Below are 21873 nucleotides of genomic sequence, written 5' to 3'. Positions count from 1 at the left end.
GGCGGCCACCTCTTGATGGCCCGGCCTAATGGGCCATCAGCATCGGAACCGGGCATTGCGTCAGGAAATCGCGCGTCGCCCCGCCGAGCACCCATTCGCGCAGGCGCGAATGCCCATAGGCGCCGAGCACGGCGAGATCGGCACCGCTCTTCTCGGTCTCGTTGAGCAGCGCACGCGAAACCTCGCGCCATTCGGGCACGTGCCGCAATTCGACCCGGACGCCGTGCCGATCGAGATGGCGGGCGAGATCGGCGCCGGGCTCCTCGCGATCTTCCTCGGGAGGGCCATCGGCGTCGACCGTGGCGACCACGACCTGCTTCGCCAGTCGCAGCAGGGGCATCGCCTCCGCCACCGCATGGGCGGCCTCGCGCGTATCGCTCCAGGCGACGAGCACGGTTTCGAACGCCCGAGCGGGCGCATCGGGTGGCGCAAGGTAGACTCCGCGGCCGGAGCCGAAGAGGGCGGCCTCCACCACCTCCGGCCAGTGCGATGAACCGTCGGCGCCGTACGGGCGCAGGGCGACGAAGAGATCGCAGGCGCGCGCCTGCCGCGCAACGGCGCTCCAGACGGCATCGGCGAAAAGATCGAACCGGCGCAGTTCGCTGGGCATTGCGAGCGTGTCGAGGCGCTGCGCCAGGCGTGCCGCCTGGGACTCTCCCGCCGCCTCGGCCTGCCGGCGGCTTTCCTCGAGGATGCTGGCCGCGGCGAGGCCGTCGGCCGCGGGGATGTAGGGCGTCGGCACGATATTGGTGAAGAGCCCGGTCACATGGGCATCGAAATGCCCGGCGATGGCTTCGGCATGGATGATGCGCGTCTCGTCTGCCGCGCTGCCGTCGAGATGCACGAGAATGTCGCGGATCATGATGTGGCTCCCTGTCGCCTGCCGCAGGGCATCGTGGAGCCGCTGCTTCGGCCCCGCCTTGAGGCCGATCAAGCGCGGCATGACGAGCCCTAGAAGGCGAAGGACCGTTGCGCCGGTTCCGGCGCAAGGTCGATCCCCTCCAGCGCCAGCATGCGCAGCTTGGCCGCGGTGCCGCCGGGGGCGGAGAAGCCACCGAGCCGCCCGCCAGCCGCCAGCACCCGGTGGCACGGGATGATCAGTGGCACCGGGTTTTCCGCCATGGCCCGGCCGACGTCACGCGCCGCCTCCGGGCCGGCGCCGACCTCGCGCGCGAGCGTGCCGTAGGTCGTCGTATGCCCCCAGCCGACGCGCCGGGCCGCGGCATAAATCTCCCTGGCGAAGGCATCGCGGCCGCCAAGGTCGAGCACGCAGGCGGAAAAATCCGTCTCGCGGCCGGCGAAATAGGCTTTTGCCGCCGCGATCGTCTCGGCGACGGGTGGAGGCGGCGTGCCTGGGACCGCGTCCGGCAGGCGCCGTTGCAGCAGGCGCTCGGTGCCGGCGGCGTCCGTGGTCGGCAGCTGAAAGCGCACGATGCCGCTCTCGCCCCACGCGATGCCGCAGAAGCCGGCGTCCGTCTCGAAGATGGCGTAATGGTGCATCGTCCGGCCCGTCGCTGTTCGGGGCCGGACGAGCATAGCCGGCGAGGCCGTCCGGGTAAATTCTCGCCTGTCGTTGTCGCGGGCGCGCGAGCGCCCTCTACATCACCGCGACGGCGCTGTTGCTGAGGTCGGTGACGAGCATGTGCCCCGGCGCGTGCGAGATCGAGAACGGCGGGCGGGCATGTTCGATGACCGACTGGGGCGTCACGCCGCAGGCCCAGAAGACCGGGATCTCGCCGGGCCGCATCTCGACGGGATCGCCATAGTCCGGCTTGCCGATATCGGCGATGCCGATCGCGGCCGGGTCGCCGAGATGCACCGGCGCTCCGTGCACGGCCGGAAAGCGCGACGTCACCTGCACGGCCCGGATGGCCTGGGCGGCGGTCAGCGGCCGCATGGAAACGACCATCGGTCCCCCGAAGGGGCCGGCCTCAACGGTCGGCACGTTGGTCCGGTACATCGGCACGTTGGTGCCCTGCTCGATGTGGCGCACCGGCAGGCCGTCGGCGAGCATCGCCGCCTCGAAGGAGAAGGAGCAGCCGATGAGGAAGGCGACGAGGTCGTCGCGCCACAGGTCGCGAATGTCCGTCGGCTCGGAGACGAGTTCACCGTCGCGCCAGACGCGGTAGCGCGGCACGTCCGTGCGGATGTCGACGTCGCGTCCGAGCATCGGCAACATCGGATCGCCGGGCTCGGACACGGCCAGAAGCGGACAGGGCTTGGGATTGCGCTGGCAAAAGCGCAGGAAGTCATGGGCCAGCGCCACCGGCAGGATGGCGAGATTCGCCTGGACGCGCCCCGGCGCGAGATGGGCCGTGTGTCCCGTCAGCGCGCCCGTGCGGGCGGCAAGGCGCACCGCATGGGGATCCGCGCGGTCGAAGTCTGGTGACATGGATGATGTCCCTTGCTCTTGGCCGAACGGCGGCTCACGCGACTTCCGGCAGAACCTCGATGTCGTAGCCGTGACCGAGCGTGCGGCCGCTGCGCGGGTCGAAGAGCTCCATGGTGAAGGACACGGCCGGGCGGATGCCGCCGTTGGCACCGACGGTGCCGCAGAGCATCGCCGTTCCCTCCGGCAGCGTGGCCGCGCCGCCGGTGAAGCCCGCGACGAGGTCGAGCGGCGGCTGCAGCGCGGCGAGCCGGCCCTCCTGGTAGACGACGCGCGCGCCGTTCTCGACGATGTGCGAGCGGATGACGAGCTCGTCCCAGTGGCCGGCGACCTCTGCGAAGCGCCAGGCCTGCCGCGCCACCGGCTTGGCGCAGACCTGTTTCGACAGGGCGACGCTCACGGTCTCGAGCTTGCGGTCGGTGTGGTCGGACGAGAGGCTGACGAAGAGTTCGCCGCCGGCCTGGAAGAGGAAGACCTCGACCTCGCCCGAACTCTCGCCGCCCACCACCTGGATGCGCGGCGCCTGCGTCAGCAGGCTGTCCGACACGCGGTAGTAGAGCGGCACCGTGCTCGGCCGCGGCACGCCGATGGCGGCGAGTTCCTCAATGTGGTGCTCGATCGCGTGGCGATCGCGCCCGGCCCAACCGGCGATGACGAGCGCCGATATGTCGATGTCGAGAGCACCGGCGCCCGCAGCGCCGGCGATGTCGAAGGCAAGTCTCATGATGGTCCTTCAGCGGTAGGAAGCTTGGTCGCTCACCCGAAGAGGCCCGGCAGCCACAGGGCGAGCGCCGGGAAGAAGGCGAGTAGCGCGAGCATGAAGAACATGGCGAGGACGAAGGGCAGCGTGCCCACGATGACCGCGTCCATCGATCCGGCTTTGCGCAGGCTCTGCACGACAAAGAGGTTGAGCCCCACGGGCGGGGTGATCAGCGCCGCCTCGACCAGTACGATGATGACGATGCCGAGCCAGATCGGATCGTAGCCGAGGCCGATCATGATCGGCGCGATGATCGGGATCGTCGTGATCATCATGGAGAGGGTCTCCATGAAACAGCCGAGCACGACGTAGAAGACGATGACGATCAGCAGCATCCAGGCGGGCGATAGGCCGAGGCCGCTCATGGAGCCGGTGATGGCGTCGGTGAGGCCGGTTGCCGACATGATGAAGTTGAGGAAGCCGGCCGCGATCACAATCAGCATGATCATGGCCGTCGACTTCATGGCGCCTTCGACGGCGCCGCGCAGCATCGCCCATGTCAGGCGCCCGAAGCAGGCGGCCAGGATGAGGGCGCCGAGTACCCCGAGCGCTGCCGCTTCCGTCGGCGTCGCCAGCCCGGCATAGATCGAGCCCACGACGAGGAGGAAGATGCCGAGCGGCGGGGCAAGATGCACGAGGCCGCGGAAGCGCTCGCCCCACGAGGCGCGGACCTGATGACCGCTCCAGCCGGGCCGTGCCAGGCAGCCGCCGGCGATGACGGCCATGAACAGCCCGGCCATGAGCAGGCCCGGGATGATGCCGGCGAGATAGAGCTTCGGCACCGAGGAATTGGTCAGGACGCCGTAGATGACGAGGTTGATCGACGGCGGGATGAGGATGCCGAGCGTGCCGCCGGCCGCGATGCTGCCGAGAAAGAGCGGCTCGTTGTAGCCGTAGCGGCGGATCTGCGGGATGGCGACGGTGCCGACCGTGGCGGCCGTCGCGACGCTCGAGCCGGAGGTGGCGGAAAAGAGCGTCGAGGCGCCGATATTGGCATGCATCAGGCCACCGGGCATCCACGATAGCCACAGGCTCATGGCCGCATACATGCGCTCCGCGAAGCCGGCCCTCAGCAGCACCTCGCCGAGGAGGATGAAGAGCGGGATGGCGACGAGCAGGAATTCGTTGTTCGTGCTCCAGGCGAGCTCGCCCATGGCGCGCGTCAGCGGCAGCATGGAATAGAGCGGGTCGAGAATGAGCCCGAGCACGCCGAGCGCCGCCCCGACCGGAATGGAGAGCCCGATGAGGACGAATAGAAGGACGAGTGCAGTCGCGATCATGCCGCAGCCTCCTTGACGAGGCGTTCGCCGGCTGCCGCCTCTTCCGCTGCCTCCTCCTTCGCCGAGCGCACGCCGGCGATGGCCTTGACCGCGTCGGTATCGCCGCTGGCGAGCGCGATCGAAGCGCGCAGCAGCATCAGCGCGAGGACGAGACACATCCAGCAGAGCCCCGCCAGCCATAGTCCCTGCGGGATGTAGAGCGGCGTGCCGAGCGGCGTGTTGGCGGTCGAACCTTCAGCCCAGGAGGTGGTGACGACGTCGTAGGCGTAGAACGTCAGCATGGCCATGAAGACGCCGAGCGCGACGATGGAGATCCAGTCGAGGAGGGCCGACAGGCGCACCGGAAGGTGCTGATAGATCACGTCGACGCGAACATTCGCCCGCTGCAAGGTGGCGAAGGCGAGCGACCAGGACGTGCTGATGGCGAAGGCATAGCTCGACAGTTCGTCGGCGCCGCCGGTGCTGAAGCCGAAGAACTTCCGCGCGATGACGTCGAAGGAGATCAGCAGCACGCTGCCGATGGTGAGGGCGCCGCTCGCCCACACGGCGAGAAGCGACAGGCGTTCTGCGCCGCGCGTCAGGCCGGCGAGGGAAAGACGATGCAGGGACATGGGCTCCACCTCGTCGGGATCGGGGGCGCCGCTGCTGCGGCGCCTCGGGTGAGTGCGCCGCGCGGGCGGCGCACCATTCCCTTACTTCGAGACGGAGATGTTGAGCACCTTGCCGACGGTGTCGTTGAAATCCTTCACGCAGTCCGCCGAGCAGCGCGCCGCCCACTTCGGCAGCACCATCTCGCCCAGCGCCCCGCGCAGCAACTGGCGGTCCGCCTCGCTCGGCGTCACCAGCTTCATCTTGCCCTTGACCGGCAGGGTGCAGGCATCGGAGCCCGTGTTGCAGGCATAGCCCAGCTCCGTCTGCTCGGCGGCTGCCTTCCAGATGTCGTCGACGAGCGTCTTGACGTTCGTCTCGATGAAGGCTTGCACCTTGGGGTCGAGCTTGTTCCAGGCCGCCTGGTTGACGGCGTGAATCTGCTGATTCCAGTTGATCGGCAGGGCATAGAGGTGCGTGGAGACCTCGTACCACTTGGCCGAGTAGCCGGAGAGCGAGCCGGTGATGGCGCAGTCGACCACCTTGTTCTGCAGGGCCGGCACCACCTCGCCGAAGGCCATGGTCACGCTCGTGCCGCCGAAGGCCTCGACGAACTCCGCCTGGGTGCGGCTCGAGGTGCGCACCTTCTTGCCTTTGAGGTCGGAGAGCTTGTTGATCTCCGCGTTGCAGAACAGCACCTGTGCCGGATAGGTCGAGATGCCGAGCAGCTTCACCTTGGCGCCGTCACCGTAGAACTTTTCGTAGACCGGCGTGAACGCCTCGGTGACAGCGCGTGCCGTCTCCACGTCCGGGGCGAGACCGGCGAGGTCGATGGCTTCGTTGATGGCGTGGTCGCTGGCAAAATAGGAGAGGGTGGCCGTGCCGAACTCGACGACGCCCTGGGACATGAGGCGCAGCAGCTCCGGCCCCTTCAGTCCCATTTCGTTGAAACCCTTGATCTCGGCCGTGATCTGGCCGTTCGACAGCTCCGGCACCTTCTGGGTCCAGAACGGCCTCTCGTAGTCGTTGTAGGCCGTGAGGTTGCTGAGGCCGCCGACGATCTTGAGGTGCGTCTTCGGCAGATCCTGGGCGAGCGCGGCCGATCCGGCGAGCGCGGTGACGGCAATGGCGGCACGAAGGATGCAATTCACGGTGTCAGTCCCCCTGGCTGGATTTGTGGCGGCTCTCCGCCGCACCGGCCGCAGCCGGCGCCCTGCCCGCATTGCATGCCGTGATTGATTTTCCTGTCCAATCGTATGTTCGAATAGGGGGTATAAATACAGTTTAACCCGCCGCCTTGGAGCTGCTCGTCACGTCGCCATCGGCTTGTACGGCAACCTCCCGCGCCATCGCGGCGATCACGCGGGCGGCGTGGCTTTCCGGGCCGTTGATCCAGGTGGCGGTGAAGCTCAGGTCCGGCAGCGGATCGGTCTCGACATCAATAATCTTCAAGTCTCCGCTGGCGAGCTCCTTGTCGAGGAAAACCGGGGCGATCACGGCCGCGCCGATGCCGTCACGCGCCATGCGTACCACCATGGAGAGCGAAGCGCTGCCGTAGAGGCGGGCCTTCACGCCGGCGCGCGCCAGCATGTCGCGCAGCACGAGATAGGGCCGGCTGTTGGAGGGATAGGTGATGATCGGACGATCCGACAGGCGCCTCAGCGTGATGGGCCCGTCGCCGAGCTTCAGCCGCGGGCTCGCCACCCAGGCGAGCGGATAGGTGCACAGGTGGACGTTCTCAACCCGTTCCTCCAGCACGGGCCCCATCAGGAAGGCGAGGTCGATCTGCCGCGACATGAGGTGCGAGCGCAACACCATCGAGCTGTCGACCTCGATCTCGAGCGCCAGCGCCGGATAGGTGGCGTGCACCTGCTCGATGAGCCGCGACAGCCACGTCTGCACGATGGTCTCGGCGACCCCGATACGCACGGTGCCGCTCATCACGTTCTGGTCCTGGGCGGCGCGCACCATGTCGCAGCGGAGCTGGATCATGCGCTCGGCGTGGGACAGCAGCTCCTGCCCCTTGGCGGTCAGCGTCACGCCGCGTGCGTCCCGCTCGAAGAGGCGCACTCCCAGCGCCTCCTCGAGCGAGGCGATACGGTGCGATACGGCCGGCTGTGTCGTGCCGAGCTTTTCGGAGGCCGCACGCAGGCTGCCGAGTGCTGCCGCCCAGAAGAAGGTCTCGATGTTTCTGAGGTCGATCATCGCCGGCCTGCCCTTTGAAAAACCCGCGTTCCGACGTCTTAGCGCATCAGGCCGCCTGTCGGGGCAAAATCGACCAGCCGGCGCCGCGTCCGCTCTTGACATTGGCCCGGCCACTTCCCATTTCGTCGGCCGCGGGCCGGGCCCCTCTGGCGATGCCATGCATCGTGATGTCGGACCGCATCGGGTGAACTCGATGCAGGGTCCGGATTTCTGCCTTTGTCCAGTCAGGGTTCTGCATCGGGTTTCCCCTCCGCACAGAGAGGAAACCGATGGACGTTCTCACCAGCTTTTTTCTTGGCCATCCGCTGTGGATGTGGCTCGGCTTCATGGGCCTCGTCATGGCGCTGCTGGCCCTTGACCTCGGCGTGCTGCATCGTGGCTCCCGCGAGATCGGGGTGCGCGAGAGCCTTGCGCTCTCGGCCTTCTACATCGTGCTTGGTCTCGGCTTTGGCGGTTTCGTGTGGTGGCAGCTCGGCACCCAGGCCAGCGTCGAGTACATTACCGGCTTCGTGGTCGAAAAGAGCCTCGCGATGGACAACATCTTCGTCATCGCGATGATCTTCGGCTTCTTCGCCATTCCGCGGCGCTACCAGCACCGTGTGCTGTTCTGGGGCATCCTCGGCGTCATCGTGCTGCGCGCCATCATGATCGGCTTCGGCGCCGCCCTCGTCGCGCAATATGAATGGGTGCTCTATCTCTTCGCCGCCTTTCTCATCGTCACCGGGCTCAAGATGCTGTGGTGGGGGGATCAGGAGACGGACCTCGCGCAGAACCCCTTGCTCAGGCTGATCAAGCGCCGCTTCCGCGTGACGCGGCGCCTCCACGGTGAGCGCTTCTTCGTGCGTCGCCGCAGCGGCAACGGCCGCAGCATCCTCTTCCTGACGCCGCTGTTCCTGGCGCTCGTCTTCATCGAGATCGCCGACGTCATCTTCGCGGTCGATTCGGTGCCGGCGATCTTCGCCATCACGACTGACCCCTACATCGTCTACACGTCCAACATCTTCGCCATCCTCGGCCTGCGCGCGCTCTACTTCGCGCTTGCCGCAGTGCTGCACCGCTTCGCCGATCTCAAGCAAGCGCTGGCGGTCCTGCTCGTCTTCATCGGCTCGAAGGTGTTCGTCGCCGATCTTTTCGGCTGGGCGAAGTTCCCGGCCGAATGGTCGCTCGCCGTGACCTTTGCCATCCTCGGCGCCGGCATCGGCTGGTCTCTGTGGAAGACGCGGGACGAGGGGCATGCCGGGGAAGGACAGAAGGCCTTGTCGCATTGAACGCCCCGCCCTTGCACGCAGCGCCCGCCGCTGTTACCGCCATGGGACCGGCGCGGCGTCGCACCGCGTGCAGGCGGCAAGGGCAGGGCGGTTGGGGACAGGCATGCGCGATTTCTTCAGGCCGGGACGTGGACCGACACTTGCGGGCGAGGCGACCATCGCCACGTCGCACCCGCTCGCAACCGCGGCAGGGCTTGATGTCCTCGCCTGCGGCGGCAATGCCGTCGATGCCGCCATCGCGGCAGTTGCCGTGCAATGCGTGGTCGAGCCGCACATGACGGGCATCGGCGGCGACTGCTTCGTCCTCTACGCCCCGGCCGGTGGCGAGGTCCTCGCCCTCAACGGCAGCGGCCGCGCCCCGGCGGCGGCGAGCGTGGGACGCCTCAAGGACCTCGGCGTCTCCACCATCGAGCGCACCAGCCCCCATGCCGTCACCGTGCCGGGCGCCATCGCCGCCTGGACGAAGCTGCACCGCGACCACGGCCGCCTGCCGCTGGAGCGGCTCTTCGTCCGCGCCATCGCCTATGCCGAGAATGGCTATCCGGTCACCGCGCGCGTCGCCCTCGACTGGGCGGAGGAGGTCCCGCTTCTGGCGCGCGATGCCGGCGCCAAGACCGTTTTCTTGCCTGGCGGACGCGCGCCGACCGAGGGCGAGCGGCATGCCCAGCCGCTGCTCGGGCAGCGCCTGCGCGAGATCGCCCGCGATGGCGCCGCGGCCTTCTATCTCGGCCGCACAGCCGAGAGCCTGGTGCGTTTTCTCAACGGCCTCGGCGGCCTGCACACGCTCGAGGATTTCGCCGATGCGGCCGACGGGGCCGATTACGTGACGCCGATCGTCACCAGCTATCACGGCTATGATGTCTACGAATGCCCGCCCAACGGTCAGGGCCTCGCAGCGCTCATGATGCTCAACGTGCTCGCCGGCTTCGACCTGTCGGAGAAGCTGCCGCTCGCCGAGCGCGTGCACCTCCATGCCGAGGCGACCAAGCTTGCCTACCATCACCGCGACGCGCTCATCGCCGATCCCGCGCATCTGCCCTACCCGGTCGAGCAACTGCTCTCGGACGAAGTGGCACACGCGCTGCGCGGCCGCATCGACATGGGGCAGGCCGGCGCACCGGCGCTCTGGCACGAGCCGGAGCACCGGGATACGGTCTATCTCTGCGCGGTGGACCGCGACGGCAACGCCATCTCCTTCATCAATTCGATCTTCCACGCCTTTGGCTCGACGCGGCTCGACCCCAAGACGGGCATTGTGCTGCACAATCGCGGCGCGTCCTTCAACCTCATCGAGGGGCATCCCAATGCCATCGCCCCGCGCAAGCGGCCCATGCACACCATCATACCCGGCCTCCTGCGCCGCGGCGGGCGCACCGTGGCGCCCTTCGGCGTGATGGGCGGACATTATCAGGCGGCCGGCCATGCGGCCTTCCTCTCCGGCATGCTCGACCGGGGCCTCGACGTGCAGGCGGCGCTCGATGCGCCGCGCAGCTTCGCCTTCAACGGCGTGCTGGAGGTAGAGCCGACCCTCGGCGAGAGCGTTATCGCCGCGCTCGCCGCCAAGGGCCATGCGATCAAGCCGCGCACGTCGCCGCTCGGCGGCGGGCAGGCCATCTGGATCGACCACGCCCGCGGCGTGCTGCACGCCGGCTCGGACCAGCGCAAGGACGGCTGCGCCCTCGGCTTCTGAGCTTGCGGGCGCTGCGCGGCGCGCCCTATAAGATGTGCCCGAGGCAGAGGCGGCCCATATGACGACCCTGACGCGCGCCGAACTTGCGCGCACCATCGACCATACGATTCTTCGGGCGGACGCGACGCGCGCTGATATCGCGCAGGTTTGCCGCGAGGCGCGCGAGCACGGCTTCTTCTCCGTCTGCGTCAATCCGGTCCATGTGCCGGATGTCGCCGCGGCGCTCGCCGGCAGCGACGTCGTCACCTGCGCCGTCGTCGGCTTTCCGCTCGGGGCGACGCCCTCCCTGCTCAAGGCCGCCGAGGCGCGCTGGGTGGTCGCTGCGGGCGCGCGCGAGGTCGACATGGTCATCGACGTCGGCGCCCTGAAGGAGGGGCGGGAGGGCGACGTCGGCGCCGACATTGCCGCCGTGCGGGAGGCCTGCGGTCCCGCGCTGCTCAAGGTCATCATCGAGACCTGCCTCCTCTGCGACGAGGAGAAGGAGGTGGCCTGCCGCCTCGCGGTCGCCGCCGGTGCCGATTTCGTCAAGACCTCGACCGGCTTCGGCAAGGCCGGCGCGACTGTGGAAGATGTTGCGCTCATGCGCCGCGTCGTCGGGCGGGGCATCGGCGTCAAGGCCTCGGGGGGTATCCGCACGCGCGAGGACGCCCTGCGCATGCTCGCCGCCGGTGCCTCGCGCATCGGCGCGAGCGCCAGCGTCGCCATCGTGACCGGCTGACGCCATCACACGCCATATCCATCCAGGGACAGAAGAACGGCATGGCTCATCAGACTTTGACCGATATCGCGGCTGACCTTGCGTCGGGCCGGACGGATCCCGTGCGCCTCGTCGAGGAGGCGCTCGACAAGGCCCGCGCGGCCCCCGCCGTTTTCATCACCCTCATGGCCGAGGAGGCGCTGGCCGAGGCCCGCGCCGCCGCCGCGCGCCGGCGCAACGGCCAGGCGCTCGGCCCGCTCGACGGCATCCCGATCGCCTGGAAGGACCTCTTCGACATCGCCGGTACGCGGACGACCGCGGGCTCGCGCACACGGGACGATGCGCCCATGGCCCGCGAGGACGCGCCGGTCGTTGCAGCGTCGCGGCGCGTCGGCCTCATCCCGCTCGGCAAGACCAATCTCAGCGAATTCGCCTTCTCCGGCCTTGGGCTCAACCCGCATTTCGGCACGCCGACGCCAGACTTTCCGGCGGCGACCCCTCGTGTACCCGGCGGCTCGTCGTCCGGCTCGGCGGTCGCCGTCCAGCGCGGCATCGTTCCCGTCGGCATCGGAACGGATACCGCCGGCTCAGTACGGGTGCCTGCCGCCCTCAACGGTCTTGTCGGCTTCAAGGCGTCGGGCGGGCGCTATGCCATGGCCGGTGTCTATCCGCTGGCGAAGAGTCTCGACAGCCTCGGGCCCATCGCCCGGACGGTTGCCGATTGTGTGACCATCGACGCGGTGATGCGGGGTACCGGGCGAGTTGCCGAAGCCGCATCGGCCGCACCCGACATTGTCGTCGACCCGGCGGTGCTGGAGGAGGACGGCCTCGAAGATACAGTGCGGGCCAATTTCGAAGCGATGCTCGCTGGTCTCGAAGCATCGGGCGCTCGCGTGCGCCGCGCGCCGGTGGCTGCCTGGCGCGAGGCACGGCGCGCCATCGCCGAGATCGGCTGGCTCGGCGCGGTGGAGGCGCGCGCCTGGCATCTCGATGCGATCAGCGGTCCAAAGCGCGACCTCATCGATGCGCGTGTGCTGAAGCGGCTCGACGGTGCGGCGGCGATCACCGCCGAGGCGGTCGGACGTCTGCGTAGCCTCAAGGCCACGCTGTCGCGCTCCATCGCCGACGATCTCGCCGGCGCGCTGTTCGCGCTCCCGACCGTCAAGCATGTGGCGCCGGAGCTCGCGTCGCTCGAAGCCGACCCCGAACTGTTTGCCCGCATCAATCTCGCCACGCTCACGCTGACGATGGCCGGCAGCTTCCTGGACATGCCTGGTCTTGCCCTGCCGTCCGGCACCAATGCAGAGGGCCTGCCGACCTCCGCCCTGTTCTCGCTCCCGTCCGGCGATGACGACGCTCTTCTCGCCGCGGGATTGTGGATCGAGCATGCCATCGCAAGGCACTGACCCGTGTCCGGTCAGGGTGATATACCTGATCGGACTTCCCTCGTAACATGGTGCGGAAAGCCTCATGCCACCGGTCTATGAAGCGGTCGCGTCGGTGGCGTTTTTGGGGCTGCGCCGAGATCATCGGGGAGGAGCGCCAATCCCCGATTGCAGGAACGTCGAAGCTGGGCTAGGTTGCGCCCGCCTTGGCGAAGCACCCGTAGCTCAGCTGGATAGAGCGTCGCCCTCCGAAGGCGAAGGTCACACGTTCGAATCGTGTCGGGTGCGCCATTTCAGTACAGAACTATGAACGCCGAACGCCGCCGATTGCCCGTTGGAAGCGGCCACGAGCGTTCGCAGAAGTTCTGACTTCGATCCCATAATGCGAACTTCGGAATCTGCGACCTCGACGCGCTGAGCGAAGGCGCGCAGGTGATCCCGCCGATAGCCGCCCCCTTCGAGCCTCAGCCCGTCCCGGGCAGCACCGGAGAATGCGTCGAGCATATCGGGCGTGACAGCCTGATTGCCTGCGCTATCGAGCGTCAACTGAATACGTTCCGCATCGGCTGTGGCCTGATCCCTGATCGCCTTAAGACCGGCCATACGCTCCTTCAGCACCGAATCATTCAGATCGGCCAATCCGGCTTCGATAGCGTCGTAGAGGCGATTGAGCCGCTGGTCAGTTTCCGTGATTCGCCGATTGAGTTCTGCAAGTTGTTCGCGGCGGCGCTCGGTGCGGTCTTGGCGACGATCGAGAAGGTCACCGAGGATGGTTACAAGGCGCTCCGGCTGGAGGAGCCGTTCCTCCAGATGGCCCGCGATCAGGTCATCCAGCTTGTCCATCGGGATCGTGCGCCCTGCGCAGCCTGTCTTGCCCTGCCGAGCCTTGGTTGAGCAGGTGTAGTAGCGATACGTCGCGCCTGCGCTCCCCCGCCCAGTGCGCAGCGTCATGGCCCCGCCGCACTTGGCGCAGAAGCAGATGCCCGTGAGCAGGGTCGGTCCGCTGGTGACGCGAGCCGGCACCAGATTGGGATTGCGGGATTTCAGCTTGGATTGCACCGTGTCGAAGATGTCGCGGTCGATGAGCGGCGGCACTGCCATGATCGCAACCTCGCTCTCGGGTTTTTCTCCCGATCCTTGTGCGAGCGCGTATTGAACCTGTGCTCGCCTATGTAGGTCGTGCGGGTCAGGATCGCATGGATTTGCGCGAGGCCCCAGCGTCCGCCGTCGCGGGTGAAGATGCGGCGCTCATTGAGATAGCAGGTGATCGCCTTGACGCCGAGCGGACCGGTCTGGCCGTCGCCGTCAAGGAAGAGCCGATAGATCAGCCGCACCGTGTCGGCGTGCAGCGGATCGATCTCCAGCTTCTTCTTGGTCTTCGATCCACGCTGTTCGGCCGCGACGATGCGGTAGCCGATCGGCGGCAGCGCGCCGTTCCAAAAGCCTTGCCTCGCGTTCTCATTCATGGCGCGCAGGACGTGCTTGGCGTTCTCCTTCGACTGGTACTCGTCGAAGAGAGCCATGATCTGGCGCATCATGACGTGCATGGGATCGTCGCCCATCTCCTGCGTGATGGAGACGAGCTTGACGCCATTCTTGGCGAGCTTGTGACCTGCCACTGAACCGTCATCCAGCGGCAATTAGAGCCTCGGCCGTTTGTGTTACGCCGTATGGCGCGGGTTGAGCAACCGGTGGAGACGCGAAGCCCTTATCGAGCGAAGCGTTGGAGCCGGTTGCGGCGAGGGTTCCGGCGAAGGCCGCCGGGGTCTGGTATCCGAGCGAGGAATGCGGTCTCGCGGTGTTGAAGTCCTCTCGCCATTCGGCGATGGCGCTGCGCGCATGGTCGAGGCCGAAAAACAGGCTCTCGTTCAAGAGCTCATCGCGCATCCGCCCGTTGAAGCTCTCGACATAACCGTTCTGCATCGGCTTTCCCGGCGCGATGTAGTGCCATTCCACACGGTGGTCCTTCGACCAGGCGAGGATCGCGTTCGAGGTAAACTCGGTGCCGTGGTCCGAAACGATCATGTCCGGCTTGCCGCGATGGCTGATCAGATCGGTTAGCTCACGGGCCACCCGACGACCGGAGATCGAGGTGTCCGCGATCGCGGCCAAGCATTCACGCGTGACGTCATCGACGATGTTGAGCACGCGAAAGCGCCGCCCGCAGGCAAACTGGTCATGCACGAAGTCGAGCGACCAGCGCGCGTTCGGTCTCGCCTCGACCAGGATTGGCGCCCGCGTGCCCACCGCCCGTCGTCGCGCCCGGCGCTTGCGAACCGTCAATCCTTCCTCCCGGTAGAGCCGATAGATGCGGTTGATGCCGGATGGCTCGCCTTCCCGCCGCAGCAGGATGAACAGCCGGCGATAGCCAAAACGCCTTCGCTCGTTGGCAAGCTCACGCAGCCTGCCGCGCAGTTCGGTCTCCGGCGGACGGCACGACCGGTAGCGGATCATCTTGCGATCGGCGCCGACGAAGGAACAGGCCCGACGCTCCGAAAGGCCCATCACGGCCTGCAGATGCGCGACGGCTTCGCGCTTGGCGGCGGGCCCTACCATTTTTTTGACAGAAGCTCTCGAAGTGCCGAAGCTTCCAGCATCTGGTCAGCCAGCAGCTTCTTCAGCTTCGCGTTCTCGTCTTCCAGAGCCTTCAGGCGCTTGGCGTCGGACACGTCCATGCCGCCATATTTCGCCTTCAAGTTATACAGCGTCGCCTCGCTGACCCCGTGCTGGCGGGCCAGATCGCCCGCCTTCGCTCCCGCCTCGTGCTCGCGCAGCACCGCGATGATCTGCTCTTCCGTAAACCGCTTCCGCTTCATCTGTCCGTCCTTCAATCGAGGCCGGACTCTAACTCCAGGTGGAGGAAAAACTCAGTGGCAGGTCAGAACGACCGCAGGAAATGGCGAAGGAAAAGGGTTCTGTGAGAAAAATCGTCGCGCTCGATCGAAACGACGCTGCGAAAGCGCGGACGATCATGATCGTCGATGCACGTCGAAAAGCCTTCCCCCAGTCCTCCCGGACCGGCGAACACGTCCACAACAGGGTATGGAGTCCTGCGGCGTGTCATATCCGTAAGCACCCTCCGGTACGACGATCAGGACATTCCGCCGCCCTGCGCGATTTTGGCTTCCCCCTTCTCATAGCACCAAGTTCTTTCACTTTTTCATGCTGCGGCTCTCAGCGATCCGGCTCCCGGCCGGTCGACGGCGCTGCCGAACCGCGCGGCTGCCCGTTGTGGCGGCTTCCAACGCGGAGGCGCTCGAACTCCTCGACACTGAGAACCACGACCACCGGCCGCCCGTGCTTCTCGATCGTTACCGGCTCCGCACGCGCAAGGTCGATCATCATGCCGAAGGCGTTCTTGGCGTCCCTCGCCGACATAGTCTTCATGAGCGGAAGCCCCCGCGCGATTTGGTCCATAATGGCTATTTAAGCCATATGCCGCAACGAAGAAGTTGCGTATAGCTTCCCTAATACTGACCGATCAATGAACAAAAAGCCTGCTTCGTCCGGAGCCGTCCGTCGCCCTCACAGCGGGCGGGGCGACGGCGATCCGGACAGCAGGCCGGCCCTGCTTTGTCTGGTGGGCTCCCGAGCCCTCCTTAGCCTCGCGCGAGGGATCGTCTCCCGCATGGGCCGAGGCCTCTGACCCGGGCCGCAAGGCTAGAGCCCGGTCCGGCCGGGCCGGACGCGCCCGCAAGGGCGGCACCAATCAGCGTGGCTGCGCAATCACGAGGTCAATTCCCAGATCAATACGAGCGATCTCCCGGGCAACAAGCACATCGAGGATGGCCTCCGCCCGATCAGGCTGCGCCGCGCCGTCGGCACCATCCGGCGGCAGCGTCTGCCGCAACCTGCCGGCAATGGCATCCTCTGCCTAGCGCAGGGTCGGCGATGCGGCCTCGCGCACGGCGTTGCGCACGTCCTGCGCCGTCCTCCTGAAATCCGCGAAACGCTTGTCCTTGAACCGTGAGGCAAGACGCCCGGTCAGATTCTCAAGACGATGCACCGTGATCCTCTGCGGCTCCGAGCAGAAATACCCGTAAGACAAGCCCGGCTTGTAGGCGATCGTATGGACCTTGTCGTCCGGCAGCGGCCCTATCTCGTCAGGAGAAAACAGGGCTGAACCGGTCGCAACGTCCACGCTGTTATAAGCGTGGTTGAATGCCGCCCCATCCCTTAGGCACGGCGCGGCATAGAACACCTGGCCGGGATAGCGCCCCTCCCAATCGATCAGCAGTTGGTGCTGGTGCGACACATCACGGCGCGTGAGCGCGATCCTGAAGAATTCAAGCGTCAGTCCGGGACACTTGCCGCCGGCAATCTCGAACGCGCTGGTACGCGTAAGCAACTCGGGCAGCTTGTACTGAGAGAAAAGCGGGACAGCGGGGAAATCGATCCGCACGTCATAGCCTGCCTTCGCCTCCTGCACGAGGTTCGGGAAGACCGGCGCGCCGGTCGGGGCCGAAGCCGAACTGCGGATCAGGTTTTCGGTGAAGGCATAACCGTACGCGAATTCCGAGTACCCGACCTTCATGACAGCCCGAACTGCTGATCCAGCACCGCCACACGCTCCTGCTCACAGCTCCCCATAGTCACCCTCCCTCAACGTCCAGAATTATGGTCGCAAACTGCCCTTATGTCCAACCAAATGAACAAAACTTGACGTCTCACCTGTCGCCATGCCATAATGTACAAAATTCTGCACATCAACGCGCCTTGCGACCAAACCAATGAACAGACAGGATAACGGACGTGCCGCGCAAGAGAAGCTATTCAAGGGTGACGCATCAGGCACTGGCGATGCTCGGCAAGCTGATCCGCATCGGCCGGGCCGCGCGCGGCCTGACTGCGCAGGAACTGGCCGACCGTGCCGGCATCAGCCGCACGACTCTCTCCAGCATCGAAAAGGGCGCACCGGGACCTGAGATCGGCATCGTCTTCGAGGTCGCCTCGATCGTGGGTGTGCGGCTGTTCGACTATGACGAGCGCACGCTCCAGATGCACAATGCCCGCCTCGATGAAAAACTGACCCTGCTGCCCAAAAGCGTCCGCCACAGTGTGAAGGAGGTCGATGATGACTTCTAAGACGGGCGCAACAAGAAAAGCCACGACGAGGAAAGCCGCCACGAACACCGACCCCACCGAGGCCTTCGTCTGGGTCTGGCTGCCGGACGCCACGGAGCCGGTGGTGGCCGGCCGGCTCGTAAAGGATGGCAACCGCCTGCTCTTCACCTACGGCGCGAGCTACCGCCGCCGCGACAACGCGATCGCGCTCTATGAGCCCGAGCTGCCGCTCCAGGAAGGCACGATTGCCCCGCTCAACGGCCTGAATATGGCCAGCTGCATCCGCGACGGCTCGCCCGACGCCTGGGGCCGCCGGGTGATCATCAACCGGCTCAGCGGCAGCAAGCCCCATGCCGCCGGCATCCCCGAGATCAGCGAGCTGACCTATCTCCTGCAATCCGGCTCCGACCGGATTGGTGCGCTGGATTTTCAGGAATCCGCCACGACATACGTCCCGCGCCTGGCCGCGCAGGCTTCCCTCGCTGAACTCCAGGAAGCTGCCAGCCTCATTGAAAAAGGCCTCCCGCTCACCCCGGCCCTCGACCAGGCCCTCAATCACGGCACCTCGATCGGCGGGGCGCGCCCCAAGGCGCTGATCGATGACGACAACCGGAAATTCATCGCCAAATTCTCCGCCAGCAACGACACCTATAGCGTCGTGAAGGCAGAATTCATCGCGATGAAGCTGGCCGCAGCCTGCGGCCTGAACACCGCCCCTGTTTCCCTGACCCGCGTCGCCAACAAGGACGTGCTCCTGATCGAGCGCTTCGACCGCACCCCGACAAAAGACGGCTGGACGCGCCGCGCCATGGTTTCGGCGCTGACCATGCTCGGCCTCGACGAGATGATGGCCCGCTATGCGTCCTATGAAGACCTGGCGGAGCTGATCCGCCACCGCTTTGCGGACCCCAAGGACACGCTCCGGGAACTCTATGGCCGCATCTGCTTCAACGTGCTCTGCGGCAACACCGACGACCACGCCCGCAATCATGCTGCGTTCTGGGACGGCACGATGCTGAGCCTCAGCCCCGCCTATGACATCTGCCCGCAAAACCGGACCGGCAACGAAGCCACGCAAGCCATGCTGATCAAGGGCGACGCCCGCGCCAGCACGCTCGCGACCTGCCTCATGGCCGCCCCCGATTATCATCTGAAAGAGTCAGAAGCCCTCGCCCTGATCGAACATCAGATCACGACGATCGCCCAGCACTGGCACGATGTCTGCGACGAAGCGGAGCTCAGCCCCGTCGACCGGAAATTTTTCGCCGGCCGCCAATTCCTGAACGCCTACGCCCTTGAAGGGCTCACCGGCCACAAAGCACTGCATGACAGTTACAATGCCGCGCGCGATGCGCTGATCAGCGGGCGCGGTTGACGACATGCCAAAATTATCGACGTCCTGAAGAACCGCATGTCCATGGCGATATAAGTTGATCAGAGGCTTAGCCTACAGGTCACCGGCGCGCGCAGCCGCCGCGATGTCGTCCATGGATTCATCGCTGATACCGCTCTCCAGACCTTCCGTCACGAGAGCCTGCATCCGGGCGATTTTCTCCGCACGCTCCTGATCCCGACGGATCAGGTCACGCACATAGTCGCTGGCGTTGCTGTAGCGGCCCGTCCGGGCCTGTGCCTCGACCCAGTCCTTCATCGGATCAGGCAAGGAAACATTCATGGTGGCCATAGTGGTCCTCTTATCCTCAACAGGATGGCAGATTTTGGCAAAGATTGTCAAAACCCCTTGGTCGCGACCCAGCCCCACCCCGGAGGCGGCCTCTTTGAAAATACTGAAATCCGTGCACCCACAGTGCACAAAAAGGCTCAAGCGCAAAGGCGATCATCTTCCCCTATACGCGTTCGCGTATATCTACCCCTTATACGCACTCGCGTATAAACCGCCCTACCGCTCCCGCTCGATATCCGGCCCGTCATCATCACGCGTCGGCCCGCGCGATGAGCGCGAACGCCGGATGCGCGCGCCGCCGCTCTCGCCTTTGCGCTCCACAACATCCCGGTCCCGCGCCGCCTCCCGGAACTCATCCGCCAGCGGCAGCTCCGTCCAGTGCGGCTCTGTAAAATCGCGCGTGGCCTGCGCGTTATCCAAAGGCCGCTCCTGATCGCTCCTGCGATCACGGCGGCGATCATCACCGCCGCCGCCGCGACCGTCCCGCCGCCCTTCGTCCTTCTCCCCTTCTGTGCGCTTTCTCTCCTCCTGAGCCTTGGCCACGGATTCCTCGAATGCCGCGCGCAGCTTGCTGATCGCGGCGGGTGGCGTCTTGTCGATCGTGAAGATCGCCGGAATCTCAGCACCACGAACTTTACGGCGATCATCGCGGCGCTGATCGGGCTTGCGATAACGGTCCTTGGCCTTATGCGGGACTGCCGATCGGCCCTTGGGTTTGAGGGCCAGGTTGAGCGCCGGCATATGCTCATGCCCCTGGCGCTGCCGCATTCGCTCCACACGGCGCTGCGCCACCGCGAAGCTTTTCAGCTCCCGCGCCTCGATCTGCGCCAGCGCCCGCACTTCGCGCGCGGCATCCAGCATTTCCAGCTTCTGCCGATGCGCCAGCACCCGGCGGGCGTCGTCCTGCTTCTCGATGAGCGCCGCCTTCTCCCCCTGATAGGCGGCATAACGCTGCGCGTCGCGATGCTTGTGCAGCTTGCCGATGATGAAGCTGACCCCAGTCACGCGCCCCAGGAACGCGGCGAGCCCCGTGGGTCGTGCGGCTTCCCGCGCCGCCTTCACCCGTCGCACCTCATCGAGATAGCGCGCCTTCAACTGCCGCCGCACATCCCCCTGCGCCGTCGCGAGCGCCATCCGCTCATCCTTGTGACGCGTCACGAGAGCAATCTGCGCCCCTTCCGCTTTCTCCCGGCGCGCGCGCTGCGCCGCTTTCAGCTGGTCGCGCTTGCGCGCGTCGCGACCGGATTGGACGAAGTCCTCCCGCGCCTGCCTGTGCTTCGCGACGAGGGCTTTGGCCTCATCGACGCTGGGCAAACTCTCCGGCGGGAACTCTTTTTCGAGGAAGGCGCGGATGTCTTTCGTGCGCACGGAGCGGTCATCGATCAGCTTCGGCAGGGCGTTCATGTTGCCGTAGAGATCGACGAGGATATAGGGCCGCTTGCCGGTGGCGAGCACATAGCCCATCTCCTCAAGGGCGCGGACGAAGGCCTGCGGGCTGTCGCTGCGCTTCCACGCGGCGGTGACCGATTCCATGCGCTCTTCCTTGGTGATGCCGGAATTGCGCTGCTGCTGCATCTCGTAGAGGGATTTGCGCTTCCGGTCATCACTGCCGCGCTCGTAGCCTGACGGCAGCGCCAGCCCATGGTCGCGCGCGAATGCGCGCGTGACCATCATCAGCTTGTCACGATCGAAGGCCTGGTGGATGGCCTTGCCCGCCCGCGCATCGATGCGCGACCAGACGATGTGACAATGCTCGCGCCCCTCCTTGATGTGGAACACGAGGGCGCGGGGCTGGCCCGCCATGCCGAGCGCCTGCTCGACGCGGTTGGCGTAGTCGAGATACTGAGCGCGGCTGAGCTGCCCCTGGCCCAGATCGGGATTGACCGAGAGGCTGTAGAGGTAATTCCGGCAGCGGGTCAGGTTATGGGCGATCGCCTCCCACTCGGCGAACGCACCATGCAGATCACGCGCGACCGCGCCGCGGACCTCCGCCACCTCGACATATTCATTGTCGAAGCCGTTCAGCAAATGGGTGGCGAGGTCCTGCCCGCCGGCACGCTGGCTTGCCTTGGGAATCATGACGCGATCATGGTCGGCGCCCCAAGGCCGACAGCAACGCGGCGCGGATGATTTGCAGGTCCCGGACCGCTGCATCGAACAGCGCCGGATCGACCCGATCCGCATCGCCGAGCGCGCGCAGGCGATCATGCAGGGCGGCCGTCTCTGCAAGGAGACGCGTGACCTGCTGCTGTTCGATGGGCGCGCGCCGGGCCTGACGGGGGGCTTCTTGGGCAAAGATGGAGGCGGTGATGAAGGCGCTGACGGTGAGGCCCGACTTCTCCACGCGCGCGCGGAACTCCTCGCGGAGGGCTTCCGGCGGGCGGTAAGAGATCGGGGCGTCGCGCTTCTTCTCCGTCATGCGCACATACATAAATGCGCCGCCGCGTCGCCGGCCTCGCGCATTCCGCGCGCCATCGCCGCCACCCCACCGCCCGCGTCACACGCGGGTCCGGGGCGCACGATCCCCGGTCGATGGGATTGCAAAGGGAGAGCCGACATCTCTCCTTTGCGCGAAGCCGGTGCCGCAACACCGGTCGTGGCCCAGGGCGCGAACAGCCCTGGCCGTGGTTGCAAGGGGCGCGGAAAGCCCCTGCCTGATGGGTCCAGGGAGAGCAGAATCTCCCGGTCGTGACGCAACGGCGAAACGTTGCCTCAGCCGGGGCGGGTTCGATACCTGCTAGGCCGTAAACCCATAAACGGCTCTGGGTTCCCTGACGGTGGCGATTGTGATTCAAGCTCCTTTTCGGGAGCTTTGCGATGGGCCGCTACGATCTGACGGATTTCGAATGGGAGGCGATCCGGC

23 protein-coding genes and 1 tRNA gene are annotated in these 21873 nt (G+C 66.3%); 7 read left to right on the top strand and 17 right to left on the bottom strand.

All coding sequences use genetic code 11. The features are described 5' to 3' along the window. Positions 1 to 25 precede the first annotated feature (25 nt). The 8 genes from P2T65_RS20680 to P2T65_RS20645 all read right to left on the bottom strand — a co-directional run bounded on the left by P2T65_RS20680 (position 26) and on the right by P2T65_RS20645 (position 7222). Positions 26 to 943, bottom strand: a complete 918-nt coding sequence (locus tag P2T65_RS20680; protein ID WP_276200640.1) for a universal stress protein — start codon at positions 941 to 943, stop codon at positions 26 to 28. 8 nt (positions 944 to 951) lie between these two features. Further along, positions 952 to 1500: a methylated-DNA--[protein]-cysteine S-methyltransferase gene (locus P2T65_RS20675; RefSeq protein ID WP_276200639.1), complete on the bottom strand. Its 549-nt coding sequence runs from the start codon at positions 1498 to 1500 to the stop codon at positions 952 to 954. 97 nt (positions 1501 to 1597) lie between these two features. Beyond that, positions 1598 to 2392 carry a putative hydro-lyase gene (locus P2T65_RS20670; RefSeq protein ID WP_063189343.1) on the bottom strand — a complete coding sequence of 265 codons (795 nt, stop codon included), beginning with the start codon at positions 2390 to 2392 and terminating at the stop codon, positions 1598 to 1600. 34 nt (positions 2393 to 2426) lie between these two features. Continuing rightward, complete coding sequence (locus P2T65_RS20665; protein ID WP_055461035.1) at positions 2427 to 3113, bottom strand: DUF2848 domain-containing protein; 687 nt, start codon at positions 3111 to 3113, stop codon at positions 2427 to 2429. Positions 3114 to 3145: 32 nt separating this feature from the next. Beyond that, positions 3146 to 4429: a TRAP transporter large permease gene (locus tag P2T65_RS20660; RefSeq protein WP_276200638.1), complete on the bottom strand. Its 1284-nt coding sequence runs from the start codon at positions 4427 to 4429 to the stop codon at positions 3146 to 3148. Further along, on the bottom strand, positions 4426 to 5040 hold the full coding sequence (locus P2T65_RS20655; RefSeq protein ID WP_276200637.1) for a TRAP transporter small permease: 615 nt from the start codon (positions 5038 to 5040) through the stop codon (positions 4426 to 4428). Before P2T65_RS20655 ends, P2T65_RS20660 begins: the two co-directional genes overlap by 4 nt. A gap of 81 nt (positions 5041 to 5121) precedes the next feature. Next, positions 5122 to 6168 (bottom strand): TRAP transporter substrate-binding protein, encoded by a 1047-nt coding sequence (locus P2T65_RS20650; protein WP_276200636.1) that lies wholly within the window; start codon positions 6166 to 6168, stop codon positions 5122 to 5124. A gap of 133 nt (positions 6169 to 6301) precedes the next feature. After that, positions 6302 to 7222, bottom strand: a complete 921-nt coding sequence (locus tag P2T65_RS20645; protein ID WP_063189347.1) for a LysR family transcriptional regulator — start codon at positions 7220 to 7222, stop codon at positions 6302 to 6304. A 269-nt stretch (positions 7223 to 7491) separates the two neighbouring features. Here P2T65_RS20645 and P2T65_RS20640 point away from each other — a divergent pair, with 269 nt between their 5' ends. The 5 genes from P2T65_RS20640 (at position 7492) to P2T65_RS20620 (ending at position 12553) form a co-directional block, all read left to right on the top strand. Further along, positions 7492 to 8490, top strand: coding sequence for a TerC family protein (locus P2T65_RS20640; RefSeq protein WP_276200635.1), 999 nt, complete (start codon positions 7492 to 7494; stop codon positions 8488 to 8490). Between the two features lie 103 nt (positions 8491 to 8593). Continuing rightward, a complete protein-coding gene (locus P2T65_RS20635) occupies positions 8594 to 10180 on the top strand; it encodes a gamma-glutamyltransferase family protein (RefSeq protein WP_055461029.1) in 1587 nt (528 codons plus the stop codon). Positions 10181 to 10238: 58 nt separating this feature from the next. After that, positions 10239 to 10898, top strand: a complete 660-nt coding sequence (gene deoC, locus P2T65_RS20630) for a deoxyribose-phosphate aldolase (RefSeq protein ID WP_276200634.1) — start codon at positions 10239 to 10241, stop codon at positions 10896 to 10898. A 41-nt stretch (positions 10899 to 10939) separates the two neighbouring features. Beyond that, complete coding sequence (locus tag P2T65_RS20625; protein WP_276200633.1) at positions 10940 to 12283, top strand: amidase family protein; 1344 nt, start codon at positions 10940 to 10942, stop codon at positions 12281 to 12283. Between the two features lie 193 nt (positions 12284 to 12476). Further along, positions 12477 to 12553, top strand: a tRNA-Arg gene (locus P2T65_RS20620). On the opposite strand, the gene P2T65_RS20615 is transcribed toward P2T65_RS20620, so the two are convergent. From P2T65_RS20615 to P2T65_RS20590, 6 genes are all read right to left on the bottom strand, one after another. Continuing rightward, positions 12524 to 13363 carry a zinc ribbon domain-containing protein gene (locus tag P2T65_RS20615; protein WP_276200632.1) on the bottom strand — a complete coding sequence of 280 codons (840 nt, stop codon included), beginning with the start codon at positions 13361 to 13363 and terminating at the stop codon, positions 12524 to 12526. The two genes, P2T65_RS20620 and P2T65_RS20615, sit on opposite strands and share 30 nt — an antisense overlap. Next, positions 13306 to 13824, bottom strand: a complete 519-nt coding sequence (locus tag P2T65_RS20610) for a recombinase family protein (RefSeq protein WP_276200631.1) — start codon at positions 13822 to 13824, stop codon at positions 13306 to 13308. The genes P2T65_RS20615 and P2T65_RS20610 overlap by 58 nt, the downstream gene beginning before the upstream one ends. A gap of 64 nt (positions 13825 to 13888) precedes the next feature. After that, positions 13889 to 15078 (bottom strand): IS3 family transposase gene (locus P2T65_RS20605; protein WP_276200630.1). Its coding sequence is split into 2 segments (ribosomal slippage): positions 13889 to 14826 and positions 14826 to 15078, totalling 1191 coding nucleotides; the frame shifts between segments, so codons are not numbered across the junction. A gap of 358 nt (positions 15079 to 15436) precedes the next feature. Beyond that, entirely contained in the window at positions 15437 to 15649 is a 213-nt protein-coding gene (locus P2T65_RS20600; protein ID WP_276200629.1) for a type II toxin-antitoxin system Phd/YefM family antitoxin, read from the bottom strand. Between the two features lie 322 nt (positions 15650 to 15971). Beyond that, on the bottom strand, positions 15972 to 16112 hold the full coding sequence (locus P2T65_RS20595) for a hypothetical protein (RefSeq protein ID WP_276200628.1): 141 nt from the start codon (positions 16110 to 16112) through the stop codon (positions 15972 to 15974). A 24-nt stretch (positions 16113 to 16136) separates the two neighbouring features. Beyond that, positions 16137 to 16796, bottom strand: coding sequence for a hypothetical protein (locus P2T65_RS20590; protein ID WP_276200627.1), 660 nt, complete (start codon positions 16794 to 16796; stop codon positions 16137 to 16139). Positions 16797 to 17062: 266 nt separating this feature from the next. Between P2T65_RS20590 and P2T65_RS20585 the strand changes: the two genes are divergently transcribed. Further along, positions 17063 to 17347 (top strand): helix-turn-helix domain-containing protein, encoded by a 285-nt coding sequence (locus P2T65_RS20585; protein ID WP_276200643.1) that lies wholly within the window; start codon positions 17063 to 17065, stop codon positions 17345 to 17347. After that, the gene (locus P2T65_RS20580; protein WP_276200626.1) at positions 17337 to 18701 is read left to right on the top strand and encodes a HipA domain-containing protein; all 1365 of its coding nucleotides are present in this window, start codon (positions 17337 to 17339) and stop codon (positions 18699 to 18701) included. Before P2T65_RS20585 ends, P2T65_RS20580 begins: the two co-directional genes overlap by 11 nt. A gap of 72 nt (positions 18702 to 18773) precedes the next feature. Here the strand turns inward: P2T65_RS20580 and P2T65_RS20575 are convergent, their stop codons facing one another. The 3 genes from P2T65_RS20575 to P2T65_RS20565 all read right to left on the bottom strand — a co-directional run bounded on the left by P2T65_RS20575 (position 18774) and on the right by P2T65_RS20565 (position 21429). Continuing rightward, positions 18774 to 19010, bottom strand: coding sequence for a type II toxin-antitoxin system ParD family antitoxin (locus P2T65_RS20575; protein WP_276200625.1), 237 nt, complete (start codon positions 19008 to 19010; stop codon positions 18774 to 18776). 216 nt (positions 19011 to 19226) lie between these two features. Further along, positions 19227 to 21089, bottom strand: coding sequence for a relaxase/mobilization nuclease domain-containing protein (locus tag P2T65_RS20570; protein WP_276200624.1), 1863 nt, complete (start codon positions 21087 to 21089; stop codon positions 19227 to 19229). Between the two features lie 7 nt (positions 21090 to 21096). Next, positions 21097 to 21429 carry a hypothetical protein gene (locus tag P2T65_RS20565; protein ID WP_276200623.1) on the bottom strand — a complete coding sequence of 111 codons (333 nt, stop codon included), beginning with the start codon at positions 21427 to 21429 and terminating at the stop codon, positions 21097 to 21099. Between the last annotated feature and the right edge of the window lie 444 nt (positions 21430 to 21873).

It is taken from the genome of Chelatococcus sp. XZ-Ab1, assembly GCF_029309855.1.
GTDB lineage: Bacteria > Pseudomonadota > Alphaproteobacteria > Rhizobiales > Beijerinckiaceae > Chelatococcus_A > Chelatococcus_A sambhunathii.
The sequence above is the reverse complement of the archived record's forward strand: the minus strand, read 5'-3'. Positions and strand labels throughout refer to the sequence as shown.

What these genes read in the sequence shown, in the direction of transcription:
- P2T65_RS20655 (WP_276200637.1), bottom strand. Translation starts at nt 5,040, where the DNA reads ATGTCCCTGCATCGTCTTTCCCTCGCCGGCCTGACGCGCGGCGCAGAA.
- deoC (WP_276200634.1), top strand. Translation starts at nt 10,239, where the DNA reads ATGACGACCCTGACGCGCGCCGAACTTGCGCGCACCATCGACCATACG.
- P2T65_RS20680 (WP_276200640.1), bottom strand. Translation starts at nt 943, where the DNA reads ATGCCGCGCTTGATCGGCCTCAAGGCGGGGCCGAAGCAGCGGCTCCAC.
- P2T65_RS20580 (WP_276200626.1), top strand. Translation starts at nt 17,337, where the DNA reads ATGACTTCTAAGACGGGCGCAACAAGAAAAGCCACGACGAGGAAAGCC.
- P2T65_RS20670 (WP_063189343.1), bottom strand. Translation starts at nt 2,392, where the DNA reads ATGTCACCAGACTTCGACCGCGCGGATCCCCATGCGGTGCGCCTTGCC.
- P2T65_RS20570 (WP_276200624.1), bottom strand. Translation starts at nt 21,089, where the DNA reads ATGATTCCCAAGGCAAGCCAGCGTGCCGGCGGGCAGGACCTCGCCACC.
- P2T65_RS20625 (WP_276200633.1), top strand. Translation starts at nt 10,940, where the DNA reads ATGGCTCATCAGACTTTGACCGATATCGCGGCTGACCTTGCGTCGGGC.
- P2T65_RS20575 (WP_276200625.1), bottom strand. Translation starts at nt 19,010, where the DNA reads ATGGCCACCATGAATGTTTCCTTGCCTGATCCGATGAAGGACTGGGTC.
- P2T65_RS20675 (WP_276200639.1), bottom strand. Translation starts at nt 1,500, where the DNA reads ATGCACCATTACGCCATCTTCGAGACGGACGCCGGCTTCTGCGGCATC.
- P2T65_RS20645 (WP_063189347.1), bottom strand. Translation starts at nt 7,222, where the DNA reads ATGATCGACCTCAGAAACATCGAGACCTTCTTCTGGGCGGCAGCACTC.
- P2T65_RS20635 (WP_055461029.1), top strand. Translation starts at nt 8,594, where the DNA reads ATGCGCGATTTCTTCAGGCCGGGACGTGGACCGACACTTGCGGGCGAG.
- P2T65_RS20610 (WP_276200631.1), bottom strand. Translation starts at nt 13,824, where the DNA reads ATGGGCGACGATCCCATGCACGTCATGATGCGCCAGATCATGGCTCTC.
- P2T65_RS20665 (WP_055461035.1), bottom strand. Translation starts at nt 3,113, where the DNA reads ATGAGACTTGCCTTCGACATCGCCGGCGCTGCGGGCGCCGGTGCTCTC.
- P2T65_RS20660 (WP_276200638.1), bottom strand. Translation starts at nt 4,429, where the DNA reads ATGATCGCGACTGCACTCGTCCTTCTATTCGTCCTCATCGGGCTCTCC.
- P2T65_RS20590 (WP_276200627.1), bottom strand. Translation starts at nt 16,796, where the DNA reads ATGAAGGTCGGGTACTCGGAATTCGCGTACGGTTATGCCTTCACCGAA.
- P2T65_RS20600 (WP_276200629.1), bottom strand. Translation starts at nt 15,649, where the DNA reads ATGAAGACTATGTCGGCGAGGGACGCCAAGAACGCCTTCGGCATGATG.
- P2T65_RS20640 (WP_276200635.1), top strand. Translation starts at nt 7,492, where the DNA reads ATGGACGTTCTCACCAGCTTTTTTCTTGGCCATCCGCTGTGGATGTGG.
- P2T65_RS20565 (WP_276200623.1), bottom strand. Translation starts at nt 21,429, where the DNA reads ATGACGGAGAAGAAGCGCGACGCCCCGATCTCTTACCGCCCGCCGGAA.
- P2T65_RS20585 (WP_276200643.1), top strand. Translation starts at nt 17,063, where the DNA reads ATGCTCGGCAAGCTGATCCGCATCGGCCGGGCCGCGCGCGGCCTGACT.
- P2T65_RS20615 (WP_276200632.1), bottom strand. Translation starts at nt 13,363, where the DNA reads ATGGCAGTGCCGCCGCTCATCGACCGCGACATCTTCGACACGGTGCAA.